Source organism: Corallococcus sp. AB011P, assembly GCF_003611605.1.
Taxonomy (GTDB): domain Bacteria; phylum Myxococcota; class Myxococcia; order Myxococcales; family Myxococcaceae; genus Corallococcus; species Corallococcus coralloides.
The window spans coordinates 121,655-143,682 of the sequence record NZ_RAVX01000005.1; the positions used below are offsets into that span (position 1 = coordinate 121,655).

At 71.6% G+C, this 22,028-nt stretch carries 19 protein-coding genes and 1 tRNA gene; 10 read left to right on the top strand and 10 right to left on the bottom strand.

The features are described from left to right. Positions 1 to 972: a GDP-mannose 4,6-dehydratase gene (gene gmd / locus D7X30_RS16300; protein ID WP_120563858.1), complete on the bottom strand. Its 972-nt coding sequence runs from the start codon at positions 970 to 972 to the stop codon at positions 1 to 3. A 139-nt stretch (positions 973 to 1,111) separates the two neighbouring features. On the opposite strand from gmd, the gene D7X30_RS16305 reads away from it, so the two are divergent. The 3 genes from D7X30_RS16305 to D7X30_RS16315 all read left to right on the top strand — a co-directional run bounded on the left by D7X30_RS16305 (position 1,112) and on the right by D7X30_RS16315 (position 4,891). Beyond that, positions 1,112 to 2,386, top strand: coding sequence for a myxosortase-dependent phytase-like phosphatase (locus D7X30_RS16305; protein WP_120563859.1), 1,275 nt, complete (start codon positions 1,112 to 1,114; stop codon positions 2,384 to 2,386). A gap of 51 nt (positions 2,387 to 2,437) precedes the next feature. Continuing rightward, the gene (locus D7X30_RS16310; RefSeq protein WP_120563860.1) at positions 2,438 to 4,234 is read left to right on the top strand and encodes a bifunctional UDP-sugar hydrolase/5'-nucleotidase; all 1,797 of its coding nucleotides are present in this window, start codon (positions 2,438 to 2,440) and stop codon (positions 4,232 to 4,234) included. 231 nt (positions 4,235 to 4,465) lie between these two features. Then, entirely contained in the window at positions 4,466 to 4,891 is a 426-nt protein-coding gene (locus tag D7X30_RS16315; protein ID WP_120563861.1) for a hypothetical protein, read from the top strand. 151 nt (positions 4,892 to 5,042) lie between these two features. Here the strand turns inward: D7X30_RS16315 and D7X30_RS16320 are convergent, their stop codons facing one another. The 4 genes from D7X30_RS16320 to D7X30_RS16335 form a co-directional block, all read right to left on the bottom strand. Then, positions 5,043 to 7,823, bottom strand: a complete 2,781-nt coding sequence (locus D7X30_RS16320) for an Hsp70 family protein (RefSeq protein WP_120563862.1) — start codon at positions 7,821 to 7,823, stop codon at positions 5,043 to 5,045. Between the two features lie 25 nt (positions 7,824 to 7,848). Then, positions 7,849 to 9,711 carry an Hsp70 family protein gene (locus D7X30_RS16325; RefSeq protein ID WP_120563863.1) on the bottom strand — a complete coding sequence of 621 codons (1,863 nt, stop codon included), beginning with the start codon at positions 9,709 to 9,711 and terminating at the stop codon, positions 7,849 to 7,851. A gap of 87 nt (positions 9,712 to 9,798) precedes the next feature. Further along, a complete protein-coding gene (locus D7X30_RS16330) occupies positions 9,799 to 10,413 on the bottom strand; it encodes a DUF2760 domain-containing protein (protein ID WP_120563864.1) in 615 nt (204 codons plus the stop codon). 96 nt (positions 10,414 to 10,509) lie between these two features. After that, a tRNA-Ala gene (locus tag D7X30_RS16335) sits at positions 10,510 to 10,585 on the bottom strand. Positions 10,586 to 10,787: 202 nt separating this feature from the next. Between D7X30_RS16335 and D7X30_RS16340 the strand changes: the two genes are divergently transcribed. The 5 genes from D7X30_RS16340 to D7X30_RS16360 all read left to right on the top strand — a co-directional run bounded on the left by D7X30_RS16340 (position 10,788) and on the right by D7X30_RS16360 (position 17,063). Next, on the top strand, positions 10,788 to 13,139 hold the full coding sequence (locus D7X30_RS16340) for a tetratricopeptide repeat protein (RefSeq protein WP_120563865.1): 2,352 nt from the start codon (positions 10,788 to 10,790) through the stop codon (positions 13,137 to 13,139). Between the two features lie 207 nt (positions 13,140 to 13,346). Beyond that, entirely contained in the window at positions 13,347 to 14,231 is an 885-nt protein-coding gene (cyoE, locus tag D7X30_RS16345; protein WP_120563866.1) for a heme o synthase, read from the top strand. 39 nt (positions 14,232 to 14,270) lie between these two features. After that, complete coding sequence (locus tag D7X30_RS16350) at positions 14,271 to 15,260, top strand: ABC transporter ATP-binding protein (RefSeq protein WP_120563867.1); 990 nt, start codon at positions 14,271 to 14,273, stop codon at positions 15,258 to 15,260. After that, a complete protein-coding gene (locus tag D7X30_RS16355) occupies positions 15,257 to 16,138 on the top strand; it encodes an ABC transporter permease (RefSeq protein ID WP_120563868.1) in 882 nt (293 codons plus the stop codon). The genes D7X30_RS16350 and D7X30_RS16355 overlap by 4 nt, the downstream gene beginning before the upstream one ends. A gap of 91 nt (positions 16,139 to 16,229) precedes the next feature. Continuing rightward, complete coding sequence (locus D7X30_RS16360; RefSeq protein WP_199724352.1) at positions 16,230 to 17,063, top strand: carboxypeptidase regulatory-like domain-containing protein; 834 nt, start codon at positions 16,230 to 16,232, stop codon at positions 17,061 to 17,063. Positions 17,064 to 17,186: 123 nt separating this feature from the next. On the opposite strand, the gene D7X30_RS43635 is transcribed toward D7X30_RS16360, so the two are convergent. From D7X30_RS43635 to D7X30_RS16380, 4 genes are read right to left on the bottom strand one after another with little or no spacing between them, the layout of a single operon-like run. Further along, positions 17,187 to 18,602 (bottom strand): ATP-binding protein, encoded by a 1,416-nt coding sequence (locus D7X30_RS43635; protein WP_120563870.1) that lies wholly within the window; start codon positions 18,600 to 18,602, stop codon positions 17,187 to 17,189. Then, positions 18,602 to 19,282 carry a response regulator transcription factor gene (locus D7X30_RS16370; protein ID WP_120563871.1) on the bottom strand — a complete coding sequence of 227 codons (681 nt, stop codon included), beginning with the start codon at positions 19,280 to 19,282 and terminating at the stop codon, positions 18,602 to 18,604. The genes D7X30_RS43635 and D7X30_RS16370 overlap by 1 nt, the downstream gene beginning before the upstream one ends. Before the next feature lie 14 nt (positions 19,283 to 19,296). Beyond that, complete coding sequence (locus D7X30_RS16375; RefSeq protein WP_120563872.1) at positions 19,297 to 19,512, bottom strand: hypothetical protein; 216 nt, start codon at positions 19,510 to 19,512, stop codon at positions 19,297 to 19,299. Between the two features lie 30 nt (positions 19,513 to 19,542). Further along, positions 19,543 to 20,079 (bottom strand): periplasmic heavy metal sensor, encoded by a 537-nt coding sequence (locus D7X30_RS16380; protein ID WP_120563873.1) that lies wholly within the window; start codon positions 20,077 to 20,079, stop codon positions 19,543 to 19,545. 356 nt (positions 20,080 to 20,435) lie between these two features. Here D7X30_RS16380 and D7X30_RS16385 point away from each other — a divergent pair, with 356 nt between their 5' ends. Then, on the top strand, positions 20,436 to 20,636 hold the full coding sequence (locus D7X30_RS16385) for a cold-shock protein (protein WP_120563874.1): 201 nt from the start codon (positions 20,436 to 20,438) through the stop codon (positions 20,634 to 20,636). A gap of 196 nt (positions 20,637 to 20,832) precedes the next feature. Continuing rightward, positions 20,833 to 21,198: a cupin domain-containing protein gene (locus D7X30_RS16390; RefSeq protein WP_120549128.1), complete on the top strand. Its 366-nt coding sequence runs from the start codon at positions 20,833 to 20,835 to the stop codon at positions 21,196 to 21,198. A 13-nt stretch (positions 21,199 to 21,211) separates the two neighbouring features. Here D7X30_RS16390 and D7X30_RS16395 read toward each other — a convergent pair whose 3' ends face one another. Continuing rightward, positions 21,212 to 21,970: a hypothetical protein gene (locus D7X30_RS16395; RefSeq protein ID WP_120563875.1), complete on the bottom strand. Its 759-nt coding sequence runs from the start codon at positions 21,968 to 21,970 to the stop codon at positions 21,212 to 21,214. Positions 21,971 to 22,028: the final 58 nt, after the last annotated feature.

Consider the following 22,028-nt stretch of genomic DNA (forward strand, 5'->3'; position numbering starts at 1 on the left):
TTACCGCTGTCCTGCCTTCACGCGCTCCAGGTCCGCGTCGACCATCATCTCCACGAGCTGCTTGAAGCGCACCGTGGGCTCCCAGCCGAGCTTCTCCTTGGCCTTGTCGTACTTGCCGATGAGCAGGTCGACTTCGGCGGGGCGCACGAACGCGGGGTCGATCTTCACGTGCTTCTGGTAGTCCAGGCCCACGCGCGCGAAGGCGATCTCCACCAGCTCCCGCACGGTGTGCGTCTCGTTGGTGGCGACGACGAAGTCCTCCGGCGTCTCCTGCTGGAGCATGCGCCACATGGCGTCCACGTAGTCGCCCGCGAAGCCCCAGTCGCGCTTGGCGTCCAGGTTGCCCATGGGCAGCGTGTCCTGGAGGCCCATCTTGATGCGCGCCACGTTGTACGTGACCTTGCGCGTGACGAACTCCAGGCCGCGGCGGGGCGACTCGTGGTTGAAGAGGATGCCGCTCACCGCGAAGAGCTTGAAGGACTCGCGGTAGTTCACCGTGATGTGGTGGCCGTACGCCTTCGCCACGCCGTACGGGCTGCGCGGGTAGAAGGGCGTGTCCTCCGACTGCGGCACTTCCAGCACCTTGCCGAACATCTCGCTGGAGGACGCCTGGTAGAAGCGCACCTGCGGGCGGGTGTGGCGGATGGCCTCCAGCATCTTCGTCACGCCCAGCGCGGTGAACTCACCGGTGAGCACCGGCTGGTTCCAGCTGGTGGGCACGAAGGACTGCGCCGCCAGGTTGTAGACCTCGTCCGGCTGGGTGAGGTTCAGCAGCGCCGCCAGCGAGAACTGATCCAGCAGGTCGCCCTGGTGCAGCGTCACCTTTCCCTGCAGGTGCGCGATGCGCTCGAACTTCTCCTCGGAAGAGCGGCGCACCATGCCGTGCACCTCGTAGCCCTTCTTGAGGAGCAGCTCCGCGAGATAGCTGCCGTCCTGCCCCGTGATGCCAGTAATGAGTGCGCGCTTGGCCATGGCCCTTGTCTGTTCGCTGGAAGACGCTGGTCGTTGTACCCGAGGCTTTCGCCGTCTGCCAACCGTTCCAGGGTTTCAGGGAACTTGAACGGGGACGCGCCCATGCCTAGGTAGGGAGCGACCTGCCCAGGAGCCGCCCATGCGCAACCTCTCCCTCCCAGCCTTGACGGCCGTGCTCGTGAGCACGGCGGCGGGGGCTCAGACGGCTCCCGTGACAGCGCCCTACACCGTGCAGACCCAGCCCGGGGCGCGCTCCGGCGGTGGCACCGTGAACGACGTGGCCCTGTGGGTGAACCCGGCCGACCCGGCCGCGAGCCGACTCATCACGGCGGACCAGAACAACGGCCTGTTCACCTACGCCCTGGACGGCGGGGAGCTGCAGGCCGTCACCGAGGGAACGTCCTCGAGCGTGGACGTGCTGGGCGGCTTCCCGCTGGCGGGTGGTACGTCCGCGGCGCTGGTGCTCAGCGCCAGTCCTACACTGCAGGGGCTGGTGCCCTACGTGATGGATGCCACGGCGGATGGTGGCGGACTCACCCGCCTGTCGCCCACGTCGGCCCCGCTGGACGTAGGTGTGACCTACGGAACGGTGCGGCTGGCCCGGCTGGAGGATGGGACCATCCAGGCCTTCGGCGGCCTTGTGTCAGGCGGAGGACTGCGGCAGTTCCTGCTGACGCCCACCGACGGTGGCGTCACGGGGACCCCACTGCGGGACATTCCGGCCGGTAACGTGCTGGGGTTGGCGGTGGACCCGGCGTATCACGCGCTCTACGTGGCGCAGCAGGGGCAGGGGCTCTACCGCTACGGCGTGGACGCGGACGCCGGCACCATGGGCACGCAGGTGGTGGGCCTGGGGGATGGCGGTCTGACGTCCGTGGGGCGCATCGCGCTGTACGAGGCGTCCGGGGTGGACGGCTACCTCGTGGCGTCGGATCCGAGCGCGAGCACCTTCGTCGTCTTCGACCGGCGCACGCTGGGCCGGGTGGGCGCATTCCAGCTGGTGCAGGACGGCGGCACGGACGCGGTGGAGCAGTCGCGCGGGCTGGTGGCCTTCTCGGGCGCGCTGGGCACGGCCTTCCCGGAGGGGCTCTTCGCCGCGCATGACGGGGTCAGCAGCAGCACGTTGGGTGACAACCTGAAGCTCACCTCGTGGGGCAACGTGGCGCGGGCGTTCACGCCGCCGCTCATCATCGCGCAGCAGCCGGCGGATGGTGGCGTGGACGGCGGCACGGATGGCGGCACCGGCCGGGACGGCGGTGGTGGCGTCATCATCCCGGGGGACGGCAACCCGATTGGCGGTGGCAGCGGGACCGACGATGACAGCGGCTGCGGGTGCACCAGTACGTCGGTGCCGGCCGTCGCGACGCTGGGGCTGCTGGCCCTGTCGCTCCTGGTCCGCCGGCGCCGGAGCTGACACTCGAAGCGGGTTGAAAGCGAGAGGGGGGCGGGATGAAGTGCGCGCCCCATGCGCACCTTTCGTTCCTCCGTCCTGGCGCTCGCGGTGGTCGCCTCCGCCTGCAAGGGCGGCCCGACGCCCGCTCCCGTCGTCACCGCGCCTTCCGCGCCTGCCCCGGCCGAGCCCGTGCGGCTCACACTGGTGGGCACCAACGACTTCCACGGCTGGGTGATGCCCCACCGCGCCACGCTGCCGGACGGGCAGAAGGTGGAGCAGGGGGGCGCGGCGCTCTTCGCGTCCTACGTGGCGCGTCTGCGCGAGGCCAACCCGGGCGGCGTGCTGCTGGTGGACGGCGGCGACCTGTTCCAGGGGACGCTGGCGTCCAACCTGGGCGAGGGCGCCATCGTCGTCGACGTGTACAACCTGCTGGGCTACACGGCGGTCGCCATCGGCAACCACGAGTTCGACTACGGGCCGGTGGGCCCGGGGCCCGTGGCCACGCGTCCGGACGAGGATCCGCTGGGCGCGCTCAAGGCCCGCGTGGCGCAGGCGAAGTTCCCCTTCCTGTCCGCCAACGTGCGTGAGAAGGACGGACGGCCCCCGGCGTGGCTGGGCAATGACGGCACCACCGTCGTCACCGTGAAGGGCGTGAAGGTGGGCCTGCTGGGCCTGTCCACACTGTCGACGCCGCAGACGACCAACCCCGCGAACGTCGCGGGCCTGAAGTTCGAGTCCCTGGCCGACTCCGCGAAGCAGGCCGCGAAGTCGCTGCGCGAGCAGGGCGCGGAGGTGGTGGTCGCCATCGCGCACGCGGGTGGCAAGTGCACGGACCTGGCGAACCCGCGCGACACGTCCGGGTGCGAGCGCGACGACGGCGAAATCTACGCGGTGCTGGAGGCGCTGCCGAAGGGCGCGGTGGACGCGGTGGTGGCGGGGCACACGCACCAGGTCATGGGGCACTTCTTCGGCGACGTGCCGGTCATCGAGACGACGGGGCTGTCGCGCTCGTTCGGCGTGGTGGACCTCTTCGTGGATCCAGTGACCCACCGCGTGCTGCCCGAGCGCACGCGCATCAACGCCGCCATCCCGGTGTGCGGCGCCGTGGACGCCACGCTGAAGTCCTGTGATCCGCTGAAGCTGCGGGACGCGAAGGACGTGCGGCTGGTGCAGGCCACGTTCCTGGGCCAGCCGGTGACGCCGGACGCCCGCGTGGAGTCGCTGGTGGCCCCCGCGGAGGCGCGTGTGGAGGAGGAGCAGCGCCGCCCGGTGGGCGTGGAGACCCAGGCCCGCATGCCCCAGGTCTACGAGGGCGAGAGCGCGCTGGGCAACCTCATCGCGGACGCCATGCGGGAGGCGGCCCGCTCCGACGCGGCGGTGATGAACGCGGGCGGCATCCGCGCGGACCTGCCGCAGGGGCCGCTCACCTTCGGGAAGCTCTATGAAATCCTCCCCTTCGACAACACGCTCGCGGTGCTGGAGCTGAGCGCGGACGAGCTGCGCCGCTTCCTGTCGCTGGCCTATGGCGGCCGCAAGGGCGTCTTCGCGGTGTCCGGGCTGGAGGTGACGCTGGGCGCGTGCCCGGGGCCGGAGCGCTTCCAGGGTGTGACGCTGCCGGGGGGCAAGCCGCTGAAGGCGAAGGCGACCTACCGGGTCGCGGTGCCGGACTTCCTGCTGCGCGGCGGTGACGGGGTGGGGCCCGTGACGTCCACGCTGCCACGGGAACGTATCAACCTGTTGCAGGCGCAGGACCTGCGCGAGGTGCTCACCGCGTACGGCCGCGCCCACGGCAACGCGCTGAAGCCCCCGGCGCTCGGACGCGTGCACCTGGTGAAGCCGGCGGGGCCCTGCGCGGACGCGAAGCCCTGAAAAAGGGCGCCCGGCGTTGGAAATTTTCCCTCCGCGCTGATCCGCTGGGGCTGGATCGCGGCGCAACCCAGCGGAAGATCAGCACAAGGCGCCCAGGGCCGAATTTTCGGCCTGGGATCAGTTTCCAACGGCGGGAAACCTCCCTACTCTAGGGCACGCGAGATCCCTTGCAGGCGCGGCCCCGAGTCAGCGCGAGCAAGTTGGAGCCCGTGCGTGGGAGGGACAGAAGAGATGCTCTACAAAGTGACCCCGATGATGGTCCCGGTTGCGCCCGAGAAGAAAGAGGCGCGCGAGCCGGGCCAGCCGCGCAAGCGGCGCAAGTCCTCCGTCTACGACGCCGACGGCCACGAGGTGTTGATCTCGCTGATGTGTCTGAAGTGCAAGACGCTCAAGCCGCTGGCGCAGTTCGGGCTGCGGAAGATGGCGGACGGCGCCATCCGCAACCAGCCGTGGTGCCGGGGCTGCCGCTCGGGTGCGGGCACGAAGAAGCCGAAGAAGGACGAGTCCAAGGCCGCCACCGTCGAGGTGCCCGCCGTCGCCGCCACGGAGCCCGTGCTCCAGGTCGTCGCCGCCGTGCCGCTCGACGCCGCGCCCGTGGCTCCGACGCTCGTCGACGCCCCGGTCGCGGACGACGCGACCGCCACCACCCTGGTCTGATCCACCGCCCGGGATGTTCCGCCCTGCTGGGGCGCGCACCGTTCGCGCCCCGCATGTGACGGATCTGCCCGGAGCCTCCGCTCGCTTCGAGCACCCAGGCGGGTCGCTTCCCGCCGGGCGATGATCCGCCCGGGCGGGTCCGCCTCCTGCTTCAGGACAGCCGCAGGCCCGCCGGCAGCGTGTCGCCGAGCGCCCGGGCTTCGTCCGCCGCCTCCAGGGCGACCACTTCACGCACCATCCGCACCCAGGTGTCGGAGGCCTTCGCGGCCACCAGCGCCTGGGCGGTGCGCTCGCGCAGCGCCGGATCCAGATCGCGCGTGCGGTCGCCGGTGAGGCGCGCGAGCTGGGCGGCGGCGAAGGGCGCGCCATCCACCTTGCGCAGGTCCAGGGACAGCAGCAGCTCCAGCCACGCCTCCGCCGTCTCCACGTCCACGACCTTGTGGCTGCTGCCGTACAGCGGAACGCGCGCGCCCAGCCGACCCAGGGCCCACGCCCACGGGCCGCCGGAGCGGGACTCGGCCTTCAGCCGCGCGGCGATCCACCGGCCCACCTCCGCCTTGTCGCCCGGCGTCAGGTGCTCCAGCGAGGCAGCGGTGCGGACCATCTCGTCCAAGCCTTCCGGTTGGATGCCCTTCAACTTGCCACCCTGCGTGGGCGCGTCCGGCGGCACGCGCCGGGCCAGGTGCGGCTGGAGGTAGCCGTACAGCTTCTGCTGCTGCGCTTCGGTGAGGCCGCCGGCGATGCGGCGCCACATCACCCAGAACTCCGTCCACACCGACTTGTCCGTGTGGTGCTGCACCAGCGCGTCGAAGAGGCTGAAGGTCTGCTCCGCGCGCCAGCCGTCCAGCGGGTAGCCGAAGCCGGGGCGCAGGCTGAAGCCGGTGAGGCTGTAGAAGACGCGCTCGTGGTCGTCCGTACGGCGGCGCTTGCTCGCGCCCGCGTAGAGCGTGCTCCACAGCTCGCGCAGCACGGGCACGCGCCACGTCTCGCGCGGGCCCAGCACCTTCTCCAGCGTGCGCGACAACTGCTTCACGTCCTTGGGGCCCAGGGGCAGCGGCTTGTTGCCGTAGACGCGCTCCACGTTGTCCTTGGCCTCGGCGAAGCGCGCGGGCATGGACTCGGTGACGGTCAGCTCGTGCGAGCCGCCGGTGCCGCGCAGCTCGAACTCCAGGCGCCAGCGCTCGTCCGCGACGTCCGACACGCAGAACAGCTCCAGCGTGCCAATCTCCGTGAGCGCGGCCTGCAGGTGCACCGGCACGTCACTGACCTTGCCGGACGCGCCCTTGAGCAGCGTGTGGATGGGCGGCAGCGGCTTCAGGTCCTCCGCCAGCGGCACCAGGTCCCCCGGCTTGTCGATGCGGTCGCTCGTCGTGGAGTAGAGCGCGAACTGCACCGGCCGGCCCAGGGTGAGCGTGAAGGGGCGCTCGCCCAGGTCCACCTTCTGGCCCTCCTCGAAGCCGCGGGGAATCAGGCACAGCGTGGGCTGCTCCGCGCTGTCCGGGCCGCGCTGCAGACCCACGTAGTACGCGCGCGCCGCGCCACCGCCGATGCGCAGGCCGTGCCCGCGCCGCACCAGCCCGTAGTACGCCGCGCCCCGCGCCACCGCGAGCTCCAGCGACTCGTGCTTGAGCAGCGGGATGCGCGGCGCCTGCGGCCACCACGCGGACAGCGCGTCCACCAGCCGCGCCGAAATCTGCGGCGAGTTGAAGACGCCGCCGTTGAGCAGGATGGCGTCCGGGCGGGGCAGGGCGCCTTCGTGCGACGGCGTCTCGCCCAGCGCCGCGAAGCCCGCCGCCGCGTGCTGCGCGAGGAAGGCCGCCAGGTGCCGCGTGACGGCCGGGTCCTGCACGTACGGCAGGCCCAATTCCTGGAGCGCCATGCGCGCCGCGCGCCGGGGCCGGTCCCCGGGTGAGGACAGAGGGAAGAAGCCGTCCAGCACCAGCGCGTGCGCCTCGTCGCGGCCCAGCTCCGTGGACAGCGTGCCACCCAACAGCCGGCTGCCCTCGCCGATGAGCGACACGCCGTACTTCTCTGGAGGCGCGCGCCCCAGCAGCTCCTCCTTGGCGGTGCGCGCGGCCTGGATGGCCTGCGTCCACTGCGTCGCGGACAGGCGCCGGCCGTTCTGGGTGAGCTTCTCCTCCATGCGCCGGGCGAGCGCCGCGTCCATGTTGTCGCCGCCCAGCATCAGGTGGTCACCCACCGCCAGCCGCCGCAGCATGGGTCCTTCCGGCGACACGCCCGCGTGCACCAGCGTGAAGTCCGTGGTGCCGCCGCCCACGTCCACCACCAGCACCAGCCGCACCTGGGACAGCGTCTGCTCCAGGTCCGAGCGGTGGCGCGCGGTGTAGTCGTAGAAGGCCGCCTGCGGCTCCTCCAGCAGCGTGAACTTCTCCAGCCCCGCCTTGCGCGCCGCGCTCACCGTGAGGGCGCGCGCCGCCTCGTCGAACGAAGCGGGGACGGTGATGACCACCTCCTGCTTCGAAAGCGGCTCGTCCGGGTGGGCGTAATCCCACGCCCGGGCCATGTGCGTGAGCAGCAGGGCGGAGGCGTCCACCGGGGACAGCTTCTGCACGTCAGCGGGCGCGCCCCACGGGAGGATGGGCGCGGAGCGGTCCACGCCCGGGTGGCACAGCCAGCTCTTCGCGGACGACACGAGCCGGCCCGGGACGCGCGCGCCCTGCCAGCGGGCCAGCTCGCCTACGACATACGGGCCGCCGTCATCGCCCCAGGGCAGGCGCAGCACCTCCGGGGCCAGCTCGTGGCCGGCGGGGACGTAGACGGTGGACGGCAGGAGGGCACGGGGGGCCACCTCGCCCTGGCGGACGAGCTGGGGCAGGGGGAAGTCCTCGACGGGCGCCCCCGAGCCCTTGCCTGGATCCACGGATGCCACCGCGCAATGGGTGGTGCCCAGGTCGATGCCGACGATTCGCATACGCCTCCGGTGTGCGGGGCCCCTTCTACTCCTTCATGCGCACGTTGAGCTCCAGCTTCCAGCGCCCGGTTCCGTTCTTCTCCAGGCACCGCAGCTCCAGCGTGCCCACCTCCGTCACCGCTGCCTGGAGGTTCACCGGCGTCAGGTCGCCAAAGGGCGTGGGCTGTCCGGGCAGCGTCGTCTCGAGGGGCGCCACCTCCTCCAGCCCCCCGGACGCCAGCTCCGACTCCACGTCCTCCACCATCTCGCCCACGCGGTCATCGCGCCGCACGGACGACGCGAAGAAGCGGAAGCTGGTGGGCTCGCCGGTGACGAGTCCGAACTCCTGGGGCGGCACGTCCGCCTGCGTCCCTTCTTCCATTCCGAAGGGCGCCACGCACAGCGCCTTCACCGGCGGCTCCATGCCCGGCACCGCCGGCATCGCCGTCTCCACGCCCACGTAGTACGCGCGCGCCGTGCCGCCGCGGATTCGCAGGCCGTGCCCCTGACGCACCCAGCCGTAGTAGGCCGCGCCGCGGGCCACCGCGAGGTCCAGGTCCGCGCCCTCCAGCTCCTTCGCCGGGGGCGCCCCTTCCGCGGCGAGCCACTGGTTGAGGACCTCCATCACGCGGCCCTTCAGCGGCCCGGCCTTGAAGACGCCGCCGTTGAAGAGCACCGCGGTGGGGTGCAGGAAGCTCTTGCCCGCCACGTCCACCGGCGAGTCCGCGCTGGCCGCCAGCGCCTGCGCCTGCCGGGTGAGGAAGGCCGCCAGGTGCTTCGTCACCGCCGGATCCTGCGCGTACGGCAGCGCCATCTGCGCCAGGCCCGTGCGGCGCCCGGTGCGCGGCAGGTCCGCCACCTCCGTCACCGGGAAGAAGCCGTCCGTGAGGACGCGGTCCAGCTCCTCGCGCGTCAGCTCCGTGCGCAGCGTGCCGCCGATGAGCGACGAGCCCCGGCCAGGAATCGCGATGGGCACCCGGTCCACGGAAGGGTCCGCGTACAGCGTCTCCTTCGCCTGCCGGCACCCGTAGGTGAGGCCGTTGAACTGCCACGCGTCCAGCTTGCGCCCGTCCGCCGCCATCCGCTGGTTGAGCGTGTGCGCCAGGGCGAGGTCCATGTTGTCGCCGCCCAGGAGGATGTGGTCGCCCACCGCCACGCGCAGCAGCTCCAGGTCGCCCTCGCGGTCCTTCACGGTGATGACGGAGAAGTCGGACGTGCCGCCGCCCACGTCCACCACGAGGATGACCTCCCCGGGCTGCACCTGCCTGCGGAAGTTCTCCCCCATCGCCTCCAGCCACGCGTACAGCGCGGCCTGCGGCTCCTCGAGCAGGGTGATGTGCTCCAGGCCCGCCGCCTTCGCGGCCTCCAGCGTCAGGTCGCGCGCCGCCGCGTCGAAGGACGCCGGGACGGTGACGATGACCTCCTGCTTCGACAGCGCGTTGCCGGACTCCTCCTGCGCGCGGGCGAAGGTGTGGTCCCACGCCTCCTTCAGGTGGCGCAGGTAGCGCTCGGACGCATCCAGCGGCGACACGCGCTGAACCTCCGGCGGCGCCTGCCAGGGAAGCAGCGCCGAGCGCCGGTCCACGCCCGGATGCGACAGCCAGCTCTTCGCGGACGACACCAGCCGCGTGGGCACCTTCGCCCCGTGCGAACGGGCGAAGTCACCCACGATGACGCCCGGCTCCTGGCTCCACGGCAGCGCGAGGCTGCCCTCCGGGAACTCCTGCGCGCTGGGGAGATAGAGGAAGGAGGGAAGCAGCGGGCGCGCTTCCACGGTGCCGGGCGCCGTCACCTGCGGCACGGGCAGCATGGACTGCGAAGGGCCGCGCGGCTTGCCGTCCTCGAGGTTGAAGTAGGACACCGCGGAGTGCGTGGTGCCCAGGTCGATGCCGATTGCGTATCGGGCCATATCGGTCAGGAACCCCGGGAAGGGGCCTTGTGGTTCCTCGAAGGGAGGGGACTTCGGGAGATGCGCCGCCTGCTCCTCAGGCGGGCATCAGGCGAGCTCGACTTCCGCCGGCGCCAGCACGCGCGGCTCCATGGCGGGGCTGACGGTCGGGAACTTCACCTCCGTGGTCACCCAGCCGTGGTGCCGGAGCGTGCCGCCATAAGGAGGTTCGCCGGCGACATTGCCGGTGAGCCGGATGCGCTGCGCGTCGAAGCCCGGCGGCACCGTCACCTTGTCGCCCTCGCCCTGCGGCAGCACCGGCTGGAGCGTCAGGTACTGGTGCACCACCTTGCGGCAGCCCTCGTGGACGATGCGGGCCGCCGCGCCCACGTCCGCGTCCGGGAAGGCCGCGACGTTCTCCTGCACGAAGTCCAGGAAGCGGCCCTCTCGCTGGAGCATGGCCAACAGCGACAGGGCGCTGGCGTGCTCGCGCTCGGGAGGCAGGGGAGCGGGCGCCACGGGCGCCTGGACGGCGGGCGTCTTCACCGGCGGTGGGGCCTGCGTGTCCCCGGACGGGAGCTCCTTGAGCTGCCCGGCGTCATAGGCGCGGCTGGTCGGCAGCACCGCCTGCGCGAATTCGCGGGACACGAGGCAGCGCCAGAAGCACAGCCAGGCGAGCCAGAAGCGGGCGAAGAACGACAGGGAGGCGGACGGGTCGGTCATCGGCCCCGGATAACAAAGCCGGAAGCCTTTGCAATTCGCCAATGGCCTGAAATGCAAAGGGCCTCACGGTTTCCCGTGAGGCCCTTCGGTTTTTCATGGTGGAGGTGGACGGGATCGAACCGACGACCTTCGCATTGCGAACGCGACGCTCTCCCAACTGAGCTACACCCCCATATGGGGACTGCTGGCTGCCTGCTGCGCCTCGCGGGGGTTGGGTCCCGTGAAGTGAGTGGGCTAGTACCGGAGCCTCACCCTGCTGTCAAGCAGCTCGTTTTCGGCACCAACCCTGCGATTGACGTGCCGCACTGTGGATGCCATAAAAACCGCCTTCCAGTACCGCATCCTTCCCGGCCATTCCGGGCACCTTCTGGTTCATGTCCACCTCCCCATCGAAGACGTTGAGCCCCACCGAGCTCGCGAAGCTTGAGCATTCGTTCGCTTCCGACCCCTCGTCGGATGCGTACAAGCCCCTGGCGGAGGCGTACCTCGACCTGGGTCGCTTCATGGAAGCGATGGTCGTCTGCAAGAAGGGCGTCAAGGCGCACCCGACCGCGGCCGATCCCCGCATCCTCCTGGCCCGCGTCTACGCGGCGCAGAACAAGGACAAGAAGGCGCTCGAAGAGGTGATGGGCGCCCTCCAGGTCCAGCCGGAGGACAAGGCCGCCCTGCGCATGGCGGGCGTGCTGCAGATCAAGGGCGGCGAGGCCGACACCGGTCGCGGCAACCTGCTCAAGGCCTACCAGGCGGACCCCGGCGATCCGGAGACCGTCACGCTCCTCCAGCAGTACAAGGTGGAGATCCCCCGCCCCGCGGCACCCACCCCGGTGCTCGCGCCCGTGGCCGCGCCGCCCCCGGCCGCCGCTGAAGCGCCCGCCGCGGCGACCGTCCCCGTGGCGGCCCCGCCCGCCGCCGCTGAGGCGCCCGCCGCCACGTCCGCGGGCCGCATCAACGCCCCGTCCCAGCAGGCGGCCCGCACGGCGCGCCCCGCGGATTCCGCTCAGCGCCCCACCCAGCGCCGTCCGCAGGTGGTGGTGGAAGAGGTCGACGACGACGAGGACGAGCCCTCGTCGCGCCGCAAGAGCGCGCCCAAGAGCAACGGCAGCAAGATGCTGTCGCTGGTCCTGCTCGTCCTCATCCCGCTGTTCGCGGGTGGATACGGCTTCTACTCGGCGCAGGCCAAGAAGCGCGGCCGCGAGCTCAAGAAGAACCTGGACGTCGCCACCGAGCAGCTGAAGCACGACTCGTTCGACAGCTACAAGAAGGCGTGCGCGGCGGCGGACCTGGCGCTGGAGGTGGACCCGGACTCCACCGCGGCCCACGGCTACCTGGCGTACGCGTACGCCATCCGCTGGGGTGAGCACGGCGGCGGCGACGACGCGCGCCGGCAGGCCGAGGAGCACCTGGCGGCGGCCCAGAAGGGCAAGGAGCTGTCCAGCCACCTCATCGCCGCGCAGGCGCTGATCAAGACGTACAGCGGTGACGGCAAGGGCGCGCTGGCCTCGCTGGAGACGCAGGTCAAGGAGCTCAACGACCAGAACAAGGCGTCCTCGCTCCTGTACCTCACGCTGGGCCTCATCCAGATGAACGCGGGCGACCTGGAGCGCGCGCGTGACAGCCTGGAGCGCGCGCAGGCGCTGGCGCCGGATGACCCGCGCGTCTACGCGGGCCTGGGCGCGGCGTACCGCCGGCTGGGCCAGGACAACACCGCCTGGAAGAACTACGACTTCGCCCTGCGCTACGAGAAGGACCACCCGGAGTCGCTGCTGGGCCGCTCGCTCTTGATGCTGGAGCAGGACGAGCCGAACTACGCGGTGGCCAGCCGGGACATCAAGAAGCTGCTGGAGGCGGAGCCCCCGCCCAGCCCGCGTCAGCTCGCCGCCGCGCAGCTCGCGCGCTCGCTGCTCATCGCCCGCGTGGCGCTGGCCATGCCCGCGCTCAAGCCGGACATGCAGCAGAAGCTGACGGAAGCCACGGGCGTGCCCGCGGATCCGGCCAAGGCGAAGCAGGAGGTCACGAAGGCGGAGGAGACCGGCTTCGCGCTCGACAAGCAGAACCCGGAGCTGAACCTCATCAAGGGCCGCCGCCTGCTGGCGGAGGGCAACTTCGACGCGGCCTCGGAGGAGATCCGCAAGGCCATCCGCGCGGACGGCAGCCGCGCGCAGTTCCACGTCGAGCTGGCCAAGGCCCTCATGGGCAAGCCGGGCGGTGAGAAGGAGGCCTCCGAGGCGCTCGTCACCGCGCTCAAGACGATGGGCGACAGCCCCAAGCTGGTGGTGATGCTGGGCAACGCCTACCGCCGCCAGAACAAGCTGGAGGACGCGCTCGCGCAGTACCAGCGCGCGGTGAAGGACCCCAAGGCGAAGAACCCGGAGGCCCGGCTCGCCATGGGCGCCATCTACCGGGAGCGCTCGGAGTGGGACAAGGCGAAGGAGCAGCTGGAGAAGGCCAACCAGGAGTTCTTCGGCCAGCCGGACCGCGTCGCCAACGCGCTCACGGAGCTGGGCCGCGTCTACCAGGGCAAGGGCGACACGGCGAAGGCGGACGAGAGCTTCCAGCGCGCCCTGCAGGCCGACGAGAACTACTCGCCGGTCTACTACTTCTACGCGCAGCTGCTCTCCAAGGACGCCAAGCAGTCGGCCAAGGTCAAGACGCTGGCGCAGGAGTACGTGCGGCGCGAGCCCAAGGGCGAGTACCTCACCGACGCGCAGCGGCTCGCGGGGAACTGAACCCCCGCCTCCCGCTGTCCCTCACGCCGCGACGCCCCCTTGCAGGGCTTCGCGGCGTTTCGTTTTTGACGGGGGGCGACAAGGCAGGCTGATGTGGCGGAGAGCCCCAGCCTTGCCACCCCTCCCGGGTGACGGTATGGGAGGGGCCACCCCACACCCCCCTGACCGGCAGCGACCGCGGTCCAGGGGCCACCTGCTGGAGTCCGCTTGAGCGCGCGTGCCCTGTCCCAGTCGTCCACCGCGTCCGACCTGATCTCCCTCACGAAGCCGAGGCTGTCGTCGCTGGTGCTCATCACCGCGGCGGGCGGCATGTTCCTGGCCCCGGGGCACTTCACGCCGGTGCGAGCGCTGGTGACGCTGCTGGCGACGGCGGGCACGGTGGGCGCGGCGAACGCGTTCAACTGCTATTGGGAGCGCCACAGCGACCAGTTCATGGCGCGCACGCGCAACCGGCCGCTGCCCGCCGGGCGCATGGACCCCAGCACGGCGCTGTGGTTCGGCCTGTCCCTGGCGGCGGTGTCGCTGCCCGCGCTGGTGATGGGCGCCAACCTGCTCACCGGCGTGCTGGGGCTCGTCGCGCTGCTCAGCTACGTGCTGGCCTACACGCCGCTCAAGGCCCGCACGTCCGCGGCGATGCTGGTGGGCGCGATTCCCGGCGCGCTGCCGCCGCTCATGGGCTGGACGGCGGTGACGGACCAGGTGGACGCGGGTGGCTTCGCGCTGTTCGCCATCATGTTCCTCTGGCAGATGCCGCACTTCATCGCCATCGCGCTGTTCCGCAAGGACGAGTACGCCGCCGCGGGCCTCAAATCCATTCCGCTGGAGCGCGGGGACGAGTCCGGCCGCGCGCAGGTGGTGCTCTACCTGGTGGCGCTGGTGCCCATGACGCTCCTGCCCTTCCAGCTGCACATCGCCGGCACGTGGTACCTGGCCGCGGCGGTGGTGCTGGGGCTGGGCTTCCTGGGCCTGGGCGCGTGGGGCTTCTTCAAGCACCTGGGGAAGCCCTGGGCGCGCCAGACGTTCCTGTATTCGCTCGTGTATCTCACCGGCCTGTTCGCCGTGATGGCGCTGGACCGCATCCCCCGCGGCTAGCGCCCTCGCGCGGCGTCCGGGCGCAAGGCCGCCTTTCGCATGCCTGACACCTCCGTTCCGACCCCGCCCCCGCCGCTCTTGCGCATCGAGGGGCTCACGCGCCGCTTCGGCGGGCGCACCGCCGTGGACGGGCTGTCGCTGTCCGTACAGCCGGGCGAAATCCTGGGCCTCCTGGGGCCCAACGGCGCCGGCAAGTCCACCACCTTCCAGCTGCTCGCGGGCCTGCTTTCGCCGGACGCGGGGCAGGTGCACTTCGCCGGTAGGGTGCTGTCCCTGAGCGACCCGGCGCTGCGGCGCCAGATGGGCATCATCTTCCAGAGGAGCAGCCTGGACGACCTGCTCACCGCCCGGGAGAACCTGCTGCTGGGCGCGCGGCTGTACGGCCTCACGGGCGCGGACGCGAAGGCTCGCGTGGAGACGATGCTGTCGCTCATCGGCCTGCAGGACCGGGGCGATGAGAAGGTGGGCACCTGGTCGGGCGGCATGCGCCGGCGGCTGGAGCTGGCGCGGGCGCTGGTGCACCAGCCGCGCGTGGTGCTGATGGACGAGCCCACGCAGGGCCTGGACGAGGCGGCCTTCCGCACCTTCTGGACGCACCTCAAGCGGCTGCGCGACGCGCAGGGCGTCACCGTGCTGCTCACCACCCACCGCGCGGATGAAGCGGAAGGGTGCGACCGGCTGGCGGTGCTGGACGCCGGGAAGCTGGTGGCGTGCGACACGCCCCGGGCGCTCGCCGCGCGCATGGGCGGGGACATCCTCACGCTGGAGGGCCCGGAGCCGGAGGCGCTGGCCGCGCAGGTGACGGAGCGGCTGGGGCTTGCGGCGACGGTGATGGAGGGGCGGGTGCAGGTGGAGGCTTCGCAGGGACACGCGCTGGTGCCGCGGCTGGTGGAGGCCTTCCCCCCGGGACGGTTCGCCTCCGTGTCGCTGCGCCGGCCCACGCTGGCGGACGTGTTCCTCCAGCTCACCGGGAAGGCCCTGGGGGCGGATGCTCCCTCGCCCACGCCCGCGCCGAGGAAACGCCGATGAGCGCCGACATCCCCGTGCCTGTTCCGTCCTCCTCCGTGGAGGCGCCCAGCGACGCGCCCGCCGCCCCGGCCCACCGCCGGGAGCCGGGGACGCTGGCGCTGCAGTGGGCCACCGTCTGGGTGCTGCTCTCGCGCGACGTGGTGCGCTTCTTCCGGCAGCCCAGCCGGGTGGTGGGCGCGCTGGCGCAGCCCATCCTGTTCTGGTTCGTCATCGGCTCCGGCTTCGCGGGTTCCTTCCGCGTGGAGGGCGCGCAGGGGCTGGGCTACCAGCAGTTCTTCTTCCCGGGTGTCGTCACCATGGTGGTGCTCTTCAGCGCCATCTTCGCCACCATCACCGTCATCGAGGACCGCAAGGAGGGCTTCCTCCAGGCGGTGCTCGCGGGGCCGGGCTCGCGGCTGGCGGTGGTGCTGGGCAAGGCGCTGGGGTCGTCCACCATCGCGCTGATGCAGGCGTCGCTGTTCCTGCTCTTCGCGCCGCTGGCGGGCGTGGACGTGAAGGCGGTGGACTACCCGCTGCTCGCGGCGGTGATGGTGCTGTCCGCGCTGGCGCTCACCGGCATGGGCATGGCGCTCGCCTGGTGGGTGAAGTCGAGCGCGGGCTACCACGCGGTGATGAGCCTGGTGATGCTGCCCATGTGGGTGCTCTCCGGGGCCATGTTCCCGGTGAAGGGCGCGGGGCCGGTGCTGTCGTGGGTGATGACGCTCAACCCGATGCGCTTCTCCGTGGAGGGCGTGCGCCGCGCGCTGTACGGGGCGCAGGCGTCGCTGGCGGTGGGCTCGCAGGGTGGGGCGACGGTGGGGTGGGAGGTGCCCGCGCTGCTGGCGTTCGCGGCCGTGTTCGTGGGGCTGGCCGCGTTCAGCGTGAGCCGCCGCGAGTAGCAGTGCGCCGTGTGTCGATGGACTTGCCCGGTGCCTTCCACTACGACGGCGGGCACCGCATCACGAAATATCCTCCAGAGGAGACCGCCTCATGAAGCTGCGTCTGTTTGGCTTGTCGATGGTCGGTGTCGCGGGGCTCCTGGCCCTACCCGCGTGCAAGAAGGAGGAGGCGCCCGCGCCCCCCGCCGAGCGTCCGGCGGCCCCCACGCAGCAGGCCGTGCCCCCGGCCCCCACTGCGGGAGCGGGGGCAGGCGAGGCGGCGGCCCCCGCGGCGCCCGCGGGCAACGGCGTGGTGAAGGGCACGGTGTCGTTCACCGGCACGCCGCCGGTGATGGCGGACCTGGCGCCCAGCGTCGACCCCGCGTGTGACGGGCGGCCGGAGAAGGAGCAGTCCGTGCTGGTGAAGGACGGCAAGCTCCAGAACGTGCTGGTGCGCGTGAAGGGGCCGGTCGCGGGGGCGCCCGCGGCGCCGTCCACTCCGGTGGAGGTGGACCAGGTCAAGTGCACCTACGTGCCGCGCGTGCAGGGCGCGGTGGCGGGCCAGCAGGTGGTGTTCAAGAACAGCGACGGCACGCTGCACAACGTGCGCGGCGTGGTGGGCACGAAGCCCCTGTTCAACGTCGCGCAGCCGCCCATGGGAGCGCCGGTGCAGAAGCCGATGCCCTCGGACTCGGAGGTGATGCGCCTCAAGTGCGACGTGCACCCGTGGATGACGGCCTACGTGGTGAGCAACCCCAACCCGTACTTCACCACCACCGGCGCGGACGGCACCTTCACGCTGACGGGCCTGCCCGCGGGCACGTACACGCTGGAGGCGTGGCACGAGACGCTGGGCACGAAGACGGCGGAGGTCACCGTGAAGGACGGCGCGCCCGCGGAGGCGACGTTCTCCTTCGCCGCGACGGACGCGCAGGCGAAGCAGTAGTCCCCTCGGGGACCGGGGACAGCGCCTCCGCGCGGTCCCTGGACCCGGCGGGTGGCTCCGCGACGGAGCCTCCCGTGCCCCCGCCTTGCATGGGGCACACGCAACGCGCGCTGTTCACCGCCGCTAGGCCAGCGTGCTCGACACCGGACCCGGCGGTCCGGCCTTGCGCACCGTGAAGCCCACGCGCGCGCCTCCGGCGGGCCGGTTCTCCGCGAAGGTCTCACCTCCGTGGGCCCGGGCGATTCGCTGCACCAGCGCGAGCCCCAGCCCCAGTGAGCCTGCCTCGCGCGCCTCGCCGCCCCGGTCCTTCCGGTAGAACGGCTGGAAGATGCGCTTCTCCTCGCCGGGCAGGAGCCCCGGGCCCCGGTCCTCCACGCTGAAGGCCAGGTGCTCCGTTCCGTGCTCCTGGATGCGCAGCGCCTCCACGCCCACGCCGTGCTTGCGCGCGTTGTCGAGCAGGTTCACCAGCGCCCGGCCCAGCAGCGTCGCGTCCGCCAGCAGCGCCACGTCGTCCGTCTCCGGCTGGAGCAGCGTCGCGGACAGCCCCACGCGCTCCAGCGCCTGCGCCGCGAGCACCCCCGCCTCCAGCGCCTTGGGCGTGAGCTGCCCGAAGTCCAGGCGGGAGCTGGCGAGCAGCTCGCCCACCAGCGCGTCCAGCTCCACCACCTCGCGGTCCACCTGGTCCAACGTGCGCGGGTTGCCCCCGCCGTCGCGCAGCAGCTCCGTCAGCACCCGCAGCCGCGCCAGCGGCGTGCGCAATTCGTGCGACACCGCCGCCAGCAGCTCGCGTTGGTCGGCCAGCTGCTTCTCGATGCGCGCCGCCATGTCGTTGAAGGACTCGGCGAGCACCGCGAACTCGCCGGTGGTGTGGCGGTCCAGGCTCGCCCGCGCGCCCAGGCGGCCCTCGCCCAGCTCCTGCGTGGCCTTCACCAGCGTGTCCACCGGCCGCGCCAGCCGGAACGAGATGCCGCCCGCCGCCGTCCACAGCACCAGCACCGCGATGCCCAGCGGCAGCACGGCGCGCCAGGGGCCCCGTGAGCGGGCCTGCAGGTAGCAGGCCTGCAACGACCCCAGCTGCGTGTCCTGCCGCATCACCGGGAGGGTCGCGTCCGGCTTCGAGCACGGGGAGCCGCCCCGGGCCACCACCGCGCCGGACAGGTCCGTCAGCACGACGTCCACGTCCAGGTCGTCGGAGATGCTCCGCATCAGGGCGTCGCGCTCGGCGGGCGCGTCCCACACCTCCGCGAACTGGTGACCCACGAACGCGCGGATGCGATCCGTCTCCTGCCTCCAGCTGTTGCCGCCCGTCAGGTTCATCACCCACGACACCACGAGCACCGTCACCAGGATGGTGAGCCCGAACATGACGAACAGCCGCCGCCGCAGCCGCGCCTGCACGTAGGAGCCCAGCCGGCCCAGGTGGAACATGCGCCGGCGGCGGGCATGGGCCTGGGCGTGGCGGCCGAACCTCCGCCTCAGCTCCGGCCCGCAGGGCTCGTCCTCGGGAGGAGGCGGCCAGTGGTGGTGGCCCCAGCCCATCAGGCGCCCTCCTTGGCGAAGACGTAGCCCACGCCGCGCACCGTCTTGATGAGGCGCGTGCCCACGTCCCCCAGCTTCTGGCGCAGGTGGGAGATGTGCACGTCCACCGTGCGCTCGCTCACCACCGTGTCGTTGCGGCCCGCCTCGCCCAGGAGCGCGTCGCGGGGAATCACCCGGCCCGCGCGCCGCACCAGCGCGAGCAGCAGGTCGAACTCCAGGCCCGTCAGCTCCACCGCGCGCCCCTCCACCTTCACCTCGCGCCCGGACACGTCGATGGAGACCCCGCTCGACTCGAGCCGGTCCGCCACCGCCGCCGGCTGCGCCCGCCGCAGCACCGCGCGCAGGCGGGCGAGCAGCTCGCGCGGGCCGAAGGGCTTGGGCAGGTAGTCGTCCGCGCCCAGCTCCAGGCCCACCACGCGGTCCGTCTCGTCGCCCTTGGCGGTGAGCATCAGCACCGGGATGCGGCTCTTCGCCCGGATGCGCTTGCACACCTCCAGGCCGTCCATGCCCGGCATCATCACGTCCAGGAGCACGGCGTCGTAGGCGTTCGCCTCCAGCGCCGCCAGCCCCCGGCCCCCGTCGGGCGCGTGGCTGACGGTGATGCCGTTCTGCCCGAGGTACTCCGCGAGCAACTCGAACATCCGGGTGTCGTCATCGATGAGCAGGACGCGGGTGGGCATGGGCGGGGCGAATCCTAACGCGCTCCCGGTGCGTCGGCGGGACCGGCGGGGCCCGGAGGCCTGGGCGCGTGCCAGTCCCAGTAGGGCGGCGTCCCGTTGCGGTAGGCGGGGCCGCCCCAGTCACCCCGGTGGCAGTGGGAGCGGTGGTGGCGGGCGAGGCTCGCGAAGCCAGAGGCATAGCCTCCGAGGGCACCCGCGGCGAGGAGGACGACGAGCAGACGGTGGCGCATGGGCAGTCTCCAGGAAGAGGGGCGGGGGACTCAGACGAAGGACGCGGAGCTGTCATCGTTGTGGGGGCGGCCACCCCACCGGCCGTACCCGCCGCAGCGCCGGCCGTGCCAGCCCCGGCCCTCGCCGCGCCAGCCGTAACCCCAGCCGTGCTCGATGATGTCCGCGAGCTCGCGGCGCTGGTTGGGCTCCAGCGCCTCGTGCACCTGGGACAGGGCGTCCTGCACGGCGTTGCGCAGCGTCTCCAGCGCCACGTCGTGGCGGGTGAACAGCTCGCGCAGCATGGCGCCGTCGAAGTGCTCCCCACGCAGCGAACCCGCGAGCGACGTGCGGCTGGGGCCCCACTGGTCCTTCACCTTGGCGAAGGCCTCGCGCACGTTCTCCACCGCCTTCACGATGACCTTCTCCTGGCCGGGGGACGTCTCCAGCCGCTCGAAGAGCCAGCGCAGCCGGGGGCGCATGCCAAACCGGCCTCCGCGGCCGTAGGAGGGGGGGTGCCCGTAGCGCCCCCGGCGCAGCGTGGCGAAGAGACCGGCGAGGCAGGCGGTACCGAAGAGGAATCCGAACATGGTCTTGGCTCCAGGAAGCAGGCGGGCGCCGAACCGGCGGGCCCGTGTCGTTTCTGACGGAGCTCAAGGTAGAGGGCGGGTGTGAAGCCCACGCCCGGCGGCGGTGAAGAAATGTGAAGGGCCGGGGAGGGGTGTCCGGAATGCCCGGCGGGGCATGGGATGTTCCAAAGCCGGGCCTCGACTGCATCCGCTGTGTCGGATGAAGGACGACTGCCAGCGGGATTCCACCCTCAGGAGTGGTGTTCGCGCTGGAAGTGGGTAGAGTACCCGGCGTGCCGGGGCGGTGTTCGTTCCGGCACCGGTGGAAGGCGCGAGCCTCTCACCTGTTCAGAGCAGAGAAAGAGAAGAGACTCACAATGGCTTCTGGTACCGTGAAGTGGTTCAACGACGCGAAGGGCTTCGGTTTCATCGCGCAGGACAATGGCGAAGACGTTTTCTGCCACCACACTGCGATCAACATGGATGGCTTCCGCACCCTGGCCGAGGGCCAGAAGGTGGAGTTCGAAGTCACCAAGGGCCCCAAGGGCCTGCAGGCGCAGAACGTTCGCGCCGGCTAAACGAGCCGAACCTTTGACTCACCCCCTGCGGTGAGTCCTCGAAGCCCAGTCTCCCCAAGGAGGCTGGGCTTTCGTCTTTCCGGACGCAGGGCAGGCGGGCGGCCATCGCGACGCGGTCCGCCACGGTCCGGGGTCTTCCCTACCTTCTCCCAGGAGGAGCGCGGCGCCGGACGCCGCCCCCCAAGGAGAGGCGAACATGGGCGACACCAGCGTGAAGAAGGTCGAAAGCCGCCATTCCCCCAAGGGGGAGATGGGCCAGAAGTACCTCGCATCCGGCGTCCGTGTGGCCATGCGGCTGTGGGAGGACGAGCCGCCGGCCGAGGCCAAGCCCGCCAGCACGCGCGACTACGAGACCGTGGGCTTCGTGCTCAAGGGCCGCGCGGAGCTGCACCTGGAGGGGCAGATCATCCTGCTGAACCCCGGCGACTCCTGGCTCGTGCCGCGCGGGGCCAGCCACACGTACAAGGTCCTGGAGACCTTCTCCGCAGTGGAAGCCACGAGCCCCGTCTCCTCCGCGCATGGCCGCGACGAGCACGAGGCCCCGAAGGGCGCCAAGGCGTGACGGAGGGGTGGGTTCAGGGACCGGCCTCCGGAGACGTGCCCGGGGGCGGTTCCCGTTCGAAGCGCAGGCCCATCACTGCGTCCGCCTCTGGGGTGGAGGAGCAGCGGAAGGGCTCTGTCTCCTGCTTCATGCACGCGAGCGCCGTGCCCGGGGGGACGGGCTCGTAGTCCTCGGCCGCCTTCTTCCAGGCACAGTTGAAGACACCCGGGATGTATCTCTGGATGGGGCTGCACCGCAGGCCCGATGCGGATTGGGGCGCCCCCAGGGCGTACTCCGTGCCGCGGCAGACATAGGTCGCGGCGGCTTCCGGCGGTGACTCGCAGCGCAGGGTCTCCTCGTCCTCGGGATCCTGGACGAAGCGCTCGCAGGCCTTGCGGCTGATGAACGACCTGTCGCGGCCCGGCCCACCGCTCGGGCTGCTGTCGTACCAGAGCTGGATGCGCTCGCCATGGGTGGCGCGGAGCAGGGCCTGCGCGATGGCGGAGTCAATGCCAGGCAGATGGAAGACGGCGATGAAGGGTTTGCCCGCCGCTTCCGCTGCCTCGACGCAGGCCTTCGTCTTGAGCCGCTCCTCGGGGCCCCGGGCTTCGCCGCAGTCCACCGCCTGGGCGTCCGCCAGGGGGCGCGCGGCCGCCACGATGTCGCAGTCCGTGTGATGCATCTGCGAGGTGAAGCGGACGGTGGCTGTTGTGGCGGGAGGCGTCTTCTGGACGCCCGCACATCCCGACACACCGAGCAGGCCGAGGGCCGCGACGAAGCGATAAGCGGTCATTCCAAGAGGCTCTCGCGCCAGGAGGCCCGCATGCAAGACACCCAGCCCCGCCCATGTC